Consider the following 13,455-nt stretch of genomic DNA (forward strand, 5'->3'; position numbering starts at 1 on the left):
ACAAAGTAATGATGTGTAAATGTTTAAACCTATAAATATATAAAAATACAAATATATTAAAATAGACTGTTCATTTGTTCATCATTTCCTTTCGCTTTCAGGGCTTTAGATCATTACAGCCCTGTCTGCCCCTATTGTCCTAATCATTCAATTTATCTACTTCGTTTAGCTCACTTCCAGTAGTTGTCAGCTATTCCTATCGCATTCAGTCTGATGTCATCTGCCGAACGTTACATTCGGATAGTTGATAGACGGTATAAAAAGTAGTCGCTATTTTCAAGCTACCAACCGTTAGAGCAGCCGTTATTATGAGTCTGCTACAAATCGAAACACATATTTACCCCAAATCATTCTGAAAGTAATGATACATCGCACGCCAAATCGCCTCCAAATATATTTGTATTTAAACACGTAAATATATAAATATATAAAGACGGGAAAATATTTAACCATAAAAACATTAAAATATTTGCACATTATTTTATTTTATTGTATTTTTGTTTTCGGGTAATTATCTATATAGATTTTTATCTAAACATAAATGTAAATATATAAAAATATAAAGAAATGTTTAATGACTTTTGGTCAGTGTCTTTTCAATAAACAATAAAAATATAAACAAATAAATATGTACAACGTTTTAAATGTTTAAATATAAAGGAATAATAATATAAATATATAAAAACGGATTTGTAGAAATAACGAAAAATATAAATAGATATGACAAAACAATTTTTAGTCAACCATCGCCAGCAAGAAGTGCTGAACTGGTCGTTCGGCATAGGAGTGGCGATTTTGTTGCTGGGATTCATCGACTCGTTCGTCAACACCTCCGACCGTGTTTATGGGCTTTTTGTCGATGCCATTTCACCCATAGACATGTCGAACATGGTTGCGGTGGTGAAAGAGGTGGTCATGTGTGTGTGCACCTTGTCGATGTGGGAGGTCCTTCGTCGGTCTCTCTACCGTCGAAGCCACTTTGCCCTGCAGCTTTCGTTGGTGGTCATGATGGTGTTGGTGCTGCTGGGCGTGGTCATTGCCACCATTCCGTCGGGCGATGTGCTCACCGATACGGGTGTCGTCCGCCACACCTCCTTTGGCACTTTTAAGTCAACCTTTCCGTTTTTCAACCACATCGCCATCTATCTGGCCGGTGTTTTCGTTGGGGTAGGGCTGATTCGCAATTATTTAGGCAACCTCCGCTTCTACGGGTGGGCGCTGATTACGTTCCCCGTCCTCGACAATCTTTTCCAATTCGGCTACTATTATCTATATACGCAGGTGGGCGGGCTGACCGTTAACGACCTCTCCACTTGGAACAGTGTGCTGCAGGTGGCACAATTTGGGCTTACCCTCGGCTCGTTCTGTCTGCTCCGATTCACCATGTCGTCTGATGCGAGTGAAACGAACGGCGATGACTCCGACATCAATCCTTATCAATAGCTGACGTTTAGCAGATAAATGATGATAAATGTATTATTATAAAAATATAAGAATATAAATATATAGAATATTGATGCTGAAGTAGTTGCAATATAAAAACTGCACAATCAGTTATCAATCATCAAGAAATAATCAAGCATTATGAATTATTCGAAGATAAAAACCCTACCCATAACACCCAGTGAGAAAGCCCTCGCCAATGTCAGTCTTACACTGTTTGTCATGAGCATTGTCGGTTTGCTGCTGGCCTTCCTCAATGAGAACGAGTTCGTTGTCGATGCGGTACTGACGCCCGAACAGATTTCGGTGAGCGATTTCGTGTCACTTCTCTCTGAGAGCCTGGCCCTGTTCTCATTGGCGGGTCTGTTGCTGCTTTTCCGCCGTGCGCTGCGGAGGGTGGGAGATTACCCATACAAGTCGTTTCATTTGAAGTCGGTCGTGTCGCTCGTCGTCTCACTCTGCGTTTTTATCGTTGTTGGCAAGCTCTTTGTTCTTGCCGACTGGGCAGCTGGCGGGTCGTTCGTCATCGATTTCCTCTCCGTCACGTCTCAGATTTTCATCGCTATGTTTGGCACTACCTTTCTACAACTGCTCCTGCGGTCGGTCAGAGGAAGACTGCATCGGCTGGTCCTTTACGTCGTTTATTCTGTGTTTGCGGTGATTTTGCTCAGCGTGGCCTTCTTTTTCCTTGCGGTATTGCCCGTTCCCGACTGGATTTTCACCCTTCTGGTCTGTGCCAGTCTCGTGTCGGTGTTGGTGGGTTTCTTCTGCCTCTATGCCATGTTGGAGCAGCGTCACCGACACATCGAACTTATGGGACATCCGCAAGACGATGAGTAACGTGAGCTTATAACTGACAGTGTGACATGATTCTATTGAAATAAGTAATAATATAAATATATAAAAAATGAAAAATATAAAAGTGGTTTTTGCCAATCAGAAAGGTGGAGTGGGGAAGAGCACGCTGTGCATCCTCTTCGCCAATTATCTGGCCTACAAGCGCAAGCCGGTTTGTATCATCGACACCGACCTGCAAAAGACCATCATGATGCAACGGCAGAAGGATGCCCAAGTGTATGAGGGCATGGAAGAGCCTTACATTGTTCAGGGTTTCGACGTCAGTGAGCCCGAACTGATGCAGCAGCTCATGGACTCGGCCTCACAGGTGGAGGGCTATGTGCTCTTCGACTCGCCGGGTAACGTCAGCGAAGACGGTCTTGTGCCACTCTTTGCAGATGCCGACTACATCGTCTGCCCTTACGAGTACGAGGACAAGACGCTCGACTCCACGGGTGTTTTCGTACAGGTCATCAACGCACTCAAGGAACACAATCCGGAGATGCATGCCCAACTGTTTTTCGTTCCCAACCGCATCGACCCACGTATCGGAACGACCGAGGAACAACGCATGTGGACCGCCACCAACGACATCTTCCAACAGATCGGAAAAGTGACGCCGATGGTGAACAGTCGCGCAACACTGAAGCGCATCAACACCTACGAACTACTGGCCACCCAGCGTGAGGCGGTCAAGGGAGCGTTCGACTTCATGCTCAAACGGATGAAATAGCCGCTGCGACAGCTCCGCCGTCTGTCAGCCAGAGTGTGGCGACGGGGTGGGGGAGCGCACCAGCGAGGCCCGACAGGTGTACGGGTGTCCGAGGGTGGACACCGAATCAACAACGAAAAGGAATACAATATTAAAAGAATAAGACTATGGTAAAGAAGAAAACCAGTGTAGTGTTGCCAGGCGGAATTGCGAGTCTGGTACACAAAGCGCAGGGAACGGAAACCCCAGTGACACCGGCAAAGGGCGAAACGCCAAAGCCGGCAGTAGAAACTCAAACGACCGAACCGGTGAAACCGCAGCCAGCCGTCAAGACGGAGGCATCTAACGATGAGAAAGACCGCACCGCACCGGCAGCCAAGAAACTGCCGAAAGCCGAGGGAAAGGCGTTAGCGCGCGAATACACCATAGCCAAGGACAGCGGAGAGGACAGTTGGCAACTCTTCCTCGACCTGGCCAAGGACTACAAAATGCGCGACTCGAAACTCGCCACCGTCTATATCGACGCCGACCTCAAAAGCGTTCTCGACCGCCTGAAGTCAGCCTCCAGCATCAAAATGCCATCCACGGCCCTGCTCAGCTCCATCGTTGCCCGCTTCGTGTTCGACCACGAGAAGGACATCAAGGATGCCATCTTCGGCGAGAGCCTGTTGTAAGACGCGCCCCTGCCTGCCTGTGAAGGAAGGAAGACATGGGGAAAGCTATGACGGCGGATGGCCTTGACCTGTCCGCTGCAGCTTTTTGGGATGGGTGCAGCTCCTTTCTGCTGGAAAGTTTCTGCACCGAAATTCCCTTGAGATCATTCGTACTGGTGCTGATAACCATTGCGATGAAAAGTAAAAGAAATAGGGAAGTTTAACTAAAAATTTTTTCTTAGTGAACAGATATTGCACAAGCGTGTGCTAATTTTGCAACCAGACAACGGTAGAAAAGCCACTTGCCGTGTCTGAAAGATTGTCCGCCGCCCATCAAAAACACCTGGACCAGACGGCGACGGAAGAGAAACCTTATATAATTGGAAAAAGAAGTATGATGGAAACAAGAAACACAAGCACCGCCGAGACGAAGTGCTCGCCGGACGATGTAATCAGGATTAAAACGACTATCGTGGAAAACTTCAGGGAACTCATTGCCCGTGGCCCCGACGAAAGGCTCTGTTGGACTGGCACACAGTGCGACCTTATTGAGCTGGCGCATATCGTATGGGAGACCGGAAGCCTGCGCGACAAGCGTGGATTGCCCATGGGATTCCGCACCATCGTGGAGCGCATCTGCACGACGCTCCACTGTGTTGTGCCCAGAAACCCATCGACCGTCATTGGGCGGATTCGCACTCGCAAGAACATTCGTGTCTGTCCCGTGCTCGAACGCTATCTCTACCTGCTCTCCCGCCAGTCGATCGCCGCTCCCATGTGGCTCGACATCCGTTACTGTTGACAAGCTGACGGGCATGGGCGCCATCGTTTTGCCGCCATGCCCGTCGCTGTTCTCATCCCGTTTCCGTCGCCCCCGCCTTTCTTGTTCATGCCATCGCTTTTCAAAGTCTCCCTGTGCAATAGGGGAGGAGTTGACGCTGCCCGTCAGGTGGCTGGCAGAACGGGTTGGCATTTGTGGGAAACCAATCTCCCTCAGCCCGGCCCTCACCATTTGTAGAGTCAATTGATGGTAGTGAAATGTGCACAATGAAGCTTGCGCCGTGATAGCGTGCTGAGCATCGTCCGTGAGTCCACACTGGGAAATGCCGTGCTCCTTCGGCTACTGATTGTTTTTTTTCAATTCGCCCTCTGCAAGTGGCTACACCAAATTGGTTTCCGAATGGGGTAGGGGTCAGTCCTCCAGATCGGTGAGGAAGTTGAGCCCCTGTATGCTGATGTCGAGCTTACGGAGTCGTTCCGACAGCTTGTCCATCTGTTTGTTGAGTGCCTTGACGTCGATGGTGGTCACCATCTTGATTTCGGAGCGTGAGTAGCGGTCTTGCGTCTCGTTGGCCTTGTCTGCCACGTCTGCGATGATGGCGATGCGCTTGGTCAGCACTTCCTTCTCAGCCATCATCTCGGTGAGTGTGCGTCCGTCGGCTTTGGTGTGCATGTTGGTCTTGTTGATGCGTGCGATGAGCGATTCGAGCTGCACTAAACAACTGTCGAGTTCCTTGAAAAGCTCAGCGGGCTGCTCCGATGGCTCGTCGCCCTCCTGCAGTCGTACGTTGCTTATCAGGCGCGACTTGATGATTTCAATTTTCTTGGTCAGGTCCTTGCGGATCGACAATGCTTCTGCCAGTTTCATATCTCTGTTGTTTTTGTCTGTGTCGCATCGTTGCTGCGTGCCGTTTCCTGATGCGACGTTGTTGTGTCGAAAGTTTTTCCGGTGCTTGTCGGTCAGCTGTTTGTGTGCTGACGGCGACACTTCGCCTTCCGGTCGGTGGCGAACATATTTTCTGTTCGTCCTTTCTTTTGCGATGCTCCCAGAGGGCACGTGGGGTACTTGTGTTGCAAAGATAGGTATTTTTTGCTGAATAGTCGATGTCTATCGTAAGAAAAATGCGTTTCATTGTGGCGGTGTGCCGTTGCGAACCCTGTGAATCAAATATTGGCTGCAAGTCATTGATCGGGGCATTCGACAGAGGTTTACATTTTGATGACGCGGATACGGCTTACAGTTCGGCTTTAATCCAAATTGCTCATTGGGGCTTTTTCTCATGCAAAAGAAAGCAACGCGCAGCTTATAGCCGGCATTATGGTGTCTGAAAGCTAACACCTTACGTGTTTTTCATTCTGCCTAACTACAAAAAGGAAAGCGGATTTTGCAGTTGACCGCTTTGAGTTTGTTGGTTGTGGGCGAGACATTGCACCCACATCAAAAGTAAAAGTGGGGATGAACCGTTATGGTTCATCCCCACTTGTTTTTGTCTTTACAGGCCAGTCGTGTGGGCTGGTCGGGTAAGATTTACTGTACGTAAACAACTGCCAGACGGTTAGATGTCACGCCCTGTACACCCTTACCAGTAGCTTCGTCAACAATGACGCCACGGCTTCTGAGGTAGTCAGCAACAACCTTAGCACGGTTTTCTGACAATCTCTGGTTGAACTGTGGATTTCCTTCTGGTGAAGCGGTGCCGACAACCTGTACGTGTCTGCCTTCCTTGATCTCGTTGAGCGCATTCTTGGCAGCGTTTGTCAAGTTGTATTTAGCCTGTGCGAAGGTAACGAATACCAAGTTCTCAACCTTGACAGTCTGTGTAGTGGTAGTTGGAACTTCCTTTATTACTTCTCTTACCACTTCCTTTACAACTTCTTTTGGCTTAGCGTTCAGCTGTTCACGAAGAGAGTTGATCTCGTTGTTCAACTCGCCGACATTCCAAACCTTGAAATTGTGTGTTCCGTTGGAAGTCAAGAACTTGTAGTTCACACCGATGAACAGACCGAGTTGTGCGGCTTGCTTGCTAAAACGAACGGCATCGCCAGGGCCGTGTGTCAGGTTCCAGATGACAGCTGGCTCTGCATAAATCTGCCATGCCTTTTTGCTGCCGAGGTTCCATGCGAAGGTAAGGCCTGTCTTGGCTGTCAACTCTGTGTCGTCACCCATGTTGTCGGTGCGAATGAGGTTGTCATCGCCGAAGCAGATGTAATAGCCGATACCAGCTTCAATGCCGAGTTCGAAAGTGCGGTCGGCTTTGTATTCAGAAAAGAGATTAGTGAGATTGAGTGTACCGTTTAGACCGAGATTGATTGCTTTTACAAATGTGTGGCTGTCAGCAAAGCCAATAGATCCTGAATCCCAGCGATTGTCGCCAAACCATGCGACTCCTTCGATGTTGGCGCCCCATACCGGGCTGAAGTTCTTGCCCAGTTTGAGTCCTGCTGACGGATTGATTGGACAGAAATGCTTGAAGTTAAGTGGACCCATTACACCGCCTTGAATGCCGAGATAGACGTTGTCAAATGGTTTCTGCTTTTCAAGAGCTACTTGAGCCTGCATACCTGTGACACCCATTGCGAGCAACGAAAGTGCGATAAAAAATTTTTTCATAAATTGTTAATTATTAATGACTATATTTTAAGCAAAAATTCTATTTTTCCCTGCAAAGGTAATACTTTCCCGTGAAACAAATAACATTTTTTTGCTATAAATCGTTATATTTACATTTTTTATACTATTTTAACCTTATCAGACGTCTGCGACCGTGCCAAATTCATGTCATTGCACACTGTTTGCTCGTCGATCTGTTGCCGAGGCGGTGTTGGGCGGCTCACAGGCTTAGGTCTGTCGGCACCACCTTTCGTCCGAAGGGGTGCAGAGCCAGACCCGCCAGTTCGAATTGCTTGTTTCCGAATGGGATTCCGATGATGGTGATGTAGAGCAACGCACCGAAAAGGATGTGGATGCAACATATCCAGAAGCCTCCGAGGAAGAACCACAGGATGTTCATCGCCGTGTGGAGACAACCGTGTTGCTCTTTGTCGAGCACCACTTTCTGCCCGAATGGCCACAGCACGTAGATTCCGATTTTGAACGACTGCAGGCCGAAGGGAATGCCGATGATGGTGAGCATCATAGCAAGACCTGAAGTGAAATAGGCCAAGGCCGATTCTATGCCACCAAAGATGAGCCAGATGATATTGCCGAAAATTCTCATATTTTTCTCCTTTTTAAATGTTTTTATTTTAATAAGTTGCTACGGACGATCGTTTTTCGGAGCATACACAGAAAAGACTGTCTCTGCTTGCGTGCCGGTCCTTTTCCATGCGTTTGGCGTGAAAGTCGTCCGATTGCGCGATAAAGTTACTCATAATTTTTCAAACATCAGGTATCATCGAGTAAAAGATGACCTTTTGTCGGACAAAAGCTTACTTTTCGCTTGCTCGTTGCTTTTCTATCGCTGGGTGGGCTTGGAGACCGCAGGCAGAGAAGCCTTGACAGGGCGAGGGTGGGGGAGGATAGTTGCGGGGCGGTGGTGGCGGAAGAGTGCAATGTTTCCTATGCTCCTGATAATGAATGGGTTGGCTATGGTATCTGAAAGACTATACACTTTAGTAGTCCACGTTTTCTTGATATGGGGCTGCTGATGTCGTACCTTTGCAATCGCAAGAGGATAACGACGAAGAGCGTCGTGCTACTATATAATAATGTGATACCATGAAAATAGATTTTGACGAGAAACTGTCGCCCCATTTCACCGTGGGCGAGATGCTCAGGTCGGGAACGGCCATCAGACTGGGCATCAAGAATGTGCCGGAGGAGCATCCGGAAGACGGACTGACGAACGAGGAGGTGGTCGAAAATCTCAGACAACTGGCGGTGAAGGTGCTCGAACCGTTGCGCCAGAGGGTCGGACGGGTGATTGTGACGAGTGGCTACCGTTGCCGGGTTCTCAACCGTGCGGTGGGCGGAGTGGCGACATCGCAGCACCTTTGCGGTCAGGCGGCCGACATTCATGTGACGGGCAATGAGATGTGTCGCAAGTATGCGCGCATCATCAGGCAACTGACGCCTTTCGACCAGCTCATCCTTGAGTCAGCAGGCTTGCCGCAGAAGCGATGGATTCATGTCAGCTACCGCCCAAAGGGTAGGGGCTCGGTTGGTGTCAGCGGCCCGAAAACGAAGTGTATGCTGCCCATTCGCAAGGCACGCCACTATCAGGAAGGGCCGATTGGCGGAGTCCACCATAACTGAAGGTACCTTAATAATATAGACAACGGCCGCCATGACGGTGGCTTATTTATTAACCCGTTTTCCCTCCGCATGAGAAACACTGTTCAGGATGACGGCAATGGAGGGAGGACAACTTAAAATTTTTATAGCATTATGGCAATTAAGTACAGAATGTATCAGGACAAGCGTAAGAAAAGTAAAACCAAGGGAAACTGGTATGCGCGTGCGGTGATGAAAGGAACTGTAGGAGTGAAGGAACTTTCGGAGCGCATCAGCGAGCGTTGCACCGTGACCGAGTCGGACATCGTGGCCGTGCTGTGCGCACTGGTGAAGGAGATGGCCTACGATCTGAAGAACGGACATCGTGTGAAACTCGACGGCTTAGGCAGCTTCAAGGTGGGCATCCGTTCGCGTGGTGTCAGCAACAGCAAGGATTTCAGCGTGGCGAAGAACATCTACGACCCACACATCATCTTCCGCCCCGACAGTCATAAGGGTGCCGACAAGCACTACATCAAGACTTTCCTCGAAGGTGTGAAGATGGAAGAGGACGACAAGTATGCCGGCGCTGGCGACGATGGCAAAACCGGTGGCACAGGCAGCAACGACCCTGCCAATCCTTAAACCTTAGCGGTAGGCGATGTGTTTCACCCGATAAATAATTTAAATGAAGATGAAAAGAGATACGTGGAAAATGTTGATTCAAATGCTGGTGACCATTCTGACGGCCATCGGCACTACCTTGGGCGTGACTTCGTGCATGTAGGCATCGTTTGTTGACGCTCCGACCTTTGCCCCCGTCGGCCGTTCGACCAAAAACTGAAATCAGTGAAGGCCCTACAGTCCGACAGAGACTTTTCTATGAACTTTGATATCGTTACCATTCATTGGTTATAGATTTAGTAGGGAGTTGTAAGGTGTTGATAATGATTGTGTTGTGCTGATGTATGGCGACACGAAGGTAGTTTGTTCCCGACTGTAGGGGAAGATGCTGCCGACTGAAAGGTAAGCTCTCGGCGACAAATTAGTAAGTTTTTTCCGACCGAGGCGACAGAAAGGGAAAAAGATAGCGACGGAAAGGGAAAATGATAGCTTTGATTGTCATTTTTCTTTACAAAACAAGCGATTCCTCGTTGTTTTTCTTCTGTTTCGCTTTCCGCTTTCCTACAGATTCCGTTGGTCAGTCATATTTATTTAAACCTTCAAATAGCTATATGTCAGTGCATTATATTAGTTGCGACAAATTTGTAGTTTTGTCTTGCGCTAATTTTCCTTCCAACTGCGACAGAAAAGTAGTTTATTGAAAAATAATTAAACTTTACACTTTTTTGTCGCAGTTTATATTTTTATATAAATAGATAAGTAATTATATTATCATGATTAAGTTGAAAAGAATGATCTGTTTCAGTCTTTCATTGTCCTGCATGATGCGTCGCCGATTATTTCGGCAGTACTGATTTAGTTTGATAGTCTGATACGTGATCTGTCTTTCTTTCAAAGGCACAGAAGGCTAAACTTCTGCTATCTGACCATCGAGTGGGTGAAAAATTAATTGTGAACAGTTATTTAATAATGTTAGAAATTATCGAAATAGTGTTGATTTTTTGACATTTTACGTTTGTTTACGTATATTTGCAGTGAACTTTTAACGGAATTGCGATGCTATTAAGACTTTCGGTTCAGAATTTTCATTCGTTTAAGGAAGAGGTTGAATTTAACACCTTCCCGTCAAGCAAGAGCCATAATCATGAGAGCCACAAGGTAGCCTGTGGGTTTGCAACCGCCTTGCGTCTGAGTGCGATCTATGGGGCTAATGGCGCCGGCAAAAGTGCACTGATAGAAAGTATTCATTTTTTGAAAACTTTAGTGAAGGACGGCAACCTGAACGGTCTGCCGAGAGACGGTCTGAAATTTCAATTTGACGTTGATTGCCAGGCTCAGCCAACTGCAATTGCTGTTGAGTTTTATAAAGACGGCGTCGTCTATTACTATCATATTGAGTTCGAGTCCGCTAAGATTCTTTTTGAGGAGTTGCTATTGAGTAAGAAAACAACGGATATATGGATTTTCAAGCGCATTGACAACAAGATAGAAATCAACGAAGCTGAGGTCGGCAAGAAGGTCACACCCGAATTTATTGATGCCCTCAGCCGTCTTGTTCGTCCTGAAATGTCGCTTCTTTCATTTTTTGGCGAAAGCTATCCAGAAGAATTTGCGAAAATAACTTCAGCTTATAATTGGTTTGTCAATGAGCTTCAGATACTTTTGCCCAACGCATTTGCAAAGTATATTCCCCATCTCTTGGACACAAAGCCTGATTTTCAGCACATGGCGAGCCAGTTATTGCCTAAGATGAATACTGGTATCACCCGCTTGGAAGTTAAAAAGGAGACGATTCAGGAGGACGGTGTCAAGCCTGATTCTGAGCTTTCGCGATTGATATTAAAAGCAAAGGAATTTCCAGGCATGCCATTCCCGATAAGGTCTGTGTTAGGTGAAGTCGCCAATGTTGTTTTTGAGAACGACGTTGCCGTTAAGAAGACGTTAATCCCGATACACAAATGCAGTACGGGAAAAGAGATGGAACTGCCGCTTGTTTTGGAGTCTGACGGTACCAAAAGGCTCATCGAGTATATGCCGTTACTCTATTCTACGACTTACGAAAACAGCGTGTATATCGTCGATGAGATAGAGCGGAGCATGCACCCTGTTATGATAAAACAGTTGATGAAAGACCTCTCTGCGAGCGACAAGGCAAAGGGGCAGCTGATTTTTACGACACACGAATCGGGATTGCTTGACCAAGATATATTCAGGCCCGATGAGATATGGTTTGCGCAGAAAGACGTGGAGCAGGCAACGCAGCTTTATTCGCTGAGCGATTTCAATATCCACCGAACGGCAAATATTGAAAATGGTTACCTCAATGGAAGATACGGCGGAATACCGTTTATGTCGAATCTCGAAGCACTTCACTGGTAGCCATGCTCAAACGATCCAAGAATTATTTTAAGCATGCGCCTTCACGTGACGCCCGTAAGGTGTATGTCGTCTGTGAGGGAGTGGGGACAGAACCAGCCTATTTTTCGTTCTTCAAAGGAATGACTTCCAATTTGGAGATTATCCCCATATTGCCAACCGCTGGAACCGATCCGCTGAAACTAAAAGAACGTGCTATTGAGATATTCGAGGGTGATAGCCCCAAATACATCCTCGATTATCAAAAAGGTGATATGGTGTGGTTTGTTATCGACACGGACACTTGGGACGATGAGGGAAAAATAGATCCCTTGCGCAGTTTCTGTCAGAAAAAGAATGAGAAAGTGAAAGCTGAATTTAGTGAGCTGAAGCCTTATTCGGCGTGGAATGTGGCACAGAGTAATCCGTGTTTTGAAATCTGGCTGTATTATCATATCTACGAATCAAAACCTTCAGACTATGACATCACGAGATATAAGCGATTCAAAGACTATCTGAATGAGCGGATTTCTGGCGGATTTGATTTGAATAGGGACACCGTCCACCTGGAAAGAGCCATCGACAATTCAAACAAAAACTTTAGTTTGGACGATGGAAAGCCCGCCTTATTCTCAACGGAGGTGCATCTTCTTGGGGAAAAAATACTCGACTTCGTAAAGAGTAATCTCGATAAATTGAAAAACAAGCTGTACTAACTCCACTTAATTTCCTCGAACGTGCCGATGCCTTTCGGCTCTTCCCCCGTAGAGGTTGTGGTCTGTGGGGTGCGCCTTCAGTGTGGTGCGGTGGGTGGAAATGTTGCCGAAATGGTTTCGGAAAGCAAGTGTAGGGATAAAGCTGGATGTGGCAAATGAAAATGAAAAAAGTGCACTGGTGGACTCACGTCTTCGTGCACTTTTGAGTTTAGCTTACTGTTGATTGAGAAAATGTTTACTTGTAATTATCAAAAATCTTAAAAAGTTAATCAAAAAATGTATGCTAATAACTCATGGGTGGGGCAATCTTCTTGTAAAAAAGAACGTAAAACTCCTTACTTTAAAGCATTTATTTTAGTGCAGACACTTTGTACATGGTCAAGTCCATACAACATCGAACGAGAATCGATTCCCATCCAAGAGAATAAAGTTTGTATTTTCTGATATTCATTGACAATGTAGCTAGTGTCTATTTTCGATGCATGAAGTCTAAAACAGATTGGTTCATGATGGGCAATCCTATTTCTCAAACTATTTACCTTATCAAGTTCATTGAAAATGTATGTGTTGTTGTATTGAATAGCAGCAGATGAGCGAGGCTTGTTAGGAAAAGCTCTTAACAAACATTGTCCTGTTGCACGATACTGTAGAGAAGAGTACATATATTTCCAAACACCAAATTCCATTTCGGCAATCAGCTTTGAGTGAGAAAATATGCCTTGTCTATTCAAACGGTTGTATGCCTTTTCTATGATTTTTCTTGTCTCGTTCATGCGACCGTTGGAGAATATACCACCGTCTTGAACGGAATCTCTCAACCAGTCGTTTCCCAAGGTTGTTACCAAAAGACCATCTATAGCATTACGCAATGCCACCTCAAAGCAACTCACGATTGTGAACATCTCCTGTGACAAGCGCAAGTTGTAGCGATACAAAGCCATAGCCTTGCGAGTATCGCCATTCGCTGCTTCTTTATATCTCCGCATTCGTTTGGCAGACAAGATTCTTTCAAATTCTAAATATTCCATAAAAAATCGTTCATTTACTTGATTGCAACAAGAAAAAGCACTATCTTTGTAACGTTGATTCCCGGTAGCCTCTGATTCGTCAAGCTATCGGGTC

16 protein-coding genes are annotated in these 13,455 nt (G+C 46.4%); 10 read left to right on the plus strand and 6 right to left on the minus strand.

What is annotated here, in order from left to right; translation table 11 throughout:
• Nucleotides 1-720 precede the first annotated feature (720 nt).
• From H515_RS0104560 to H515_RS0104580, 5 genes are all read left to right on the plus strand, one after another.
• Nucleotides 721-1,443 (plus strand): hypothetical protein, encoded by a 723-nt coding sequence (locus H515_RS0104560; protein WP_025876593.1) that lies wholly within the window; start codon nucleotides 721-723, stop codon nucleotides 1,441-1,443.
• Between the two features lie 141 nt (nucleotides 1,444-1,584).
• A complete protein-coding gene (locus H515_RS0104565; protein ID WP_025876591.1) occupies nucleotides 1,585-2,283 on the plus strand; it encodes a hypothetical protein in 699 nt (232 codons plus the stop codon).
• Nucleotides 2,284-2,350: 67 nt separating this feature from the next.
• Complete coding sequence (locus H515_RS0104570; RefSeq protein ID WP_025876589.1) at nucleotides 2,351-3,013, plus strand: ParA family protein; 663 nt, start codon at nucleotides 2,351-2,353, stop codon at nucleotides 3,011-3,013.
• 146 nt (nucleotides 3,014-3,159) lie between these two features.
• A complete protein-coding gene (locus H515_RS0104575) occupies nucleotides 3,160-3,666 on the plus strand; it encodes a DUF3408 domain-containing protein (RefSeq protein ID WP_025876587.1) in 507 nt (168 codons plus the stop codon).
• A gap of 373 nt (nucleotides 3,667-4,039) precedes the next feature.
• The gene (locus H515_RS0104580) at nucleotides 4,040-4,447 is read left to right on the plus strand and encodes a hypothetical protein (RefSeq protein ID WP_025876585.1); all 408 of its coding nucleotides are present in this window, start codon (nucleotides 4,040-4,042) and stop codon (nucleotides 4,445-4,447) included.
• Between the two features lie 390 nt (nucleotides 4,448-4,837).
• On the opposite strand, the gene H515_RS0104585 is transcribed toward H515_RS0104580, so the two are convergent.
• From H515_RS0104585 to H515_RS14440, 5 genes are all read right to left on the minus strand, one after another.
• Nucleotides 4,838-5,293 carry a DIP1984 family protein gene (locus H515_RS0104585; RefSeq protein ID WP_025876583.1) on the minus strand — a complete coding sequence of 152 codons (456 nt, stop codon included), beginning with the start codon at nucleotides 5,291-5,293 and terminating at the stop codon, nucleotides 4,838-4,840.
• The gene (locus tag H515_RS14435; RefSeq protein WP_154653643.1) at nucleotides 5,241-5,558 is read right to left on the minus strand and encodes a hypothetical protein; all 318 of its coding nucleotides are present in this window, start codon (nucleotides 5,556-5,558) and stop codon (nucleotides 5,241-5,243) included. The genes H515_RS0104585 and H515_RS14435 overlap by 53 nt, the downstream gene beginning before the upstream one ends.
• A gap of 395 nt (nucleotides 5,559-5,953) precedes the next feature.
• Nucleotides 5,954-7,036, minus strand: coding sequence for an OmpA family protein (locus H515_RS0104590; RefSeq protein WP_028901644.1), 1,083 nt, complete (start codon nucleotides 7,034-7,036; stop codon nucleotides 5,954-5,956).
• A gap of 220 nt (nucleotides 7,037-7,256) precedes the next feature.
• Nucleotides 7,257-7,643 (minus strand): YccF domain-containing protein, encoded by a 387-nt coding sequence (locus H515_RS0104595; protein ID WP_025876579.1) that lies wholly within the window; start codon nucleotides 7,641-7,643, stop codon nucleotides 7,257-7,259.
• Nucleotides 7,644-7,880: 237 nt separating this feature from the next.
• Nucleotides 7,881-8,036, minus strand: coding sequence for a hypothetical protein (locus H515_RS14440; protein WP_154653644.1), 156 nt, complete (start codon nucleotides 8,034-8,036; stop codon nucleotides 7,881-7,883).
• A gap of 107 nt (nucleotides 8,037-8,143) precedes the next feature.
• Here H515_RS14440 and H515_RS12990 point away from each other — a divergent pair, with 107 nt between their 5' ends.
• The 5 genes from H515_RS12990 (at nucleotide 8,144) to H515_RS0104620 (ending at nucleotide 12,333) form a co-directional block, all read left to right on the plus strand.
• Entirely contained in the window at nucleotides 8,144-8,680 is a 537-nt protein-coding gene (locus H515_RS12990; protein WP_081410119.1) for a D-Ala-D-Ala carboxypeptidase family metallohydrolase, read from the plus strand.
• A 132-nt stretch (nucleotides 8,681-8,812) separates the two neighbouring features.
• Nucleotides 8,813-9,283 (plus strand): HU family DNA-binding protein, encoded by a 471-nt coding sequence (locus H515_RS12995; protein ID WP_025876574.1) that lies wholly within the window; start codon nucleotides 8,813-8,815, stop codon nucleotides 9,281-9,283.
• A gap of 49 nt (nucleotides 9,284-9,332) precedes the next feature.
• Nucleotides 9,333-9,425, plus strand: coding sequence for a smalltalk protein (locus H515_RS14445; RefSeq protein ID WP_154653645.1), 93 nt, complete (start codon nucleotides 9,333-9,335; stop codon nucleotides 9,423-9,425).
• An 893-nt stretch (nucleotides 9,426-10,318) separates the two neighbouring features.
• Nucleotides 10,319-11,641, plus strand: coding sequence for an AAA family ATPase (locus H515_RS0104615; RefSeq protein WP_028901645.1), 1,323 nt, complete (start codon nucleotides 10,319-10,321; stop codon nucleotides 11,639-11,641).
• A gap of 2 nt (nucleotides 11,642-11,643) precedes the next feature.
• A complete protein-coding gene (locus tag H515_RS0104620) occupies nucleotides 11,644-12,333 on the plus strand; it encodes an RloB family protein (RefSeq protein ID WP_051274663.1) in 690 nt (229 codons plus the stop codon).
• 335 nt (nucleotides 12,334-12,668) lie between these two features.
• Here the strand turns inward: H515_RS0104620 and H515_RS0104625 are convergent, their stop codons facing one another.
• Nucleotides 12,669-13,361, minus strand: coding sequence for an Abi family protein (locus H515_RS0104625; protein ID WP_025876570.1), 693 nt, complete (start codon nucleotides 13,359-13,361; stop codon nucleotides 12,669-12,671).
• Nucleotides 13,362-13,455: the final 94 nt, after the last annotated feature.

This window comes from Prevotella corporis DSM 18810 = JCM 8529, from assembly GCF_000430525.1.
GTDB lineage: Bacteria > Bacteroidota > Bacteroidia > Bacteroidales > Bacteroidaceae > Prevotella > Prevotella corporis.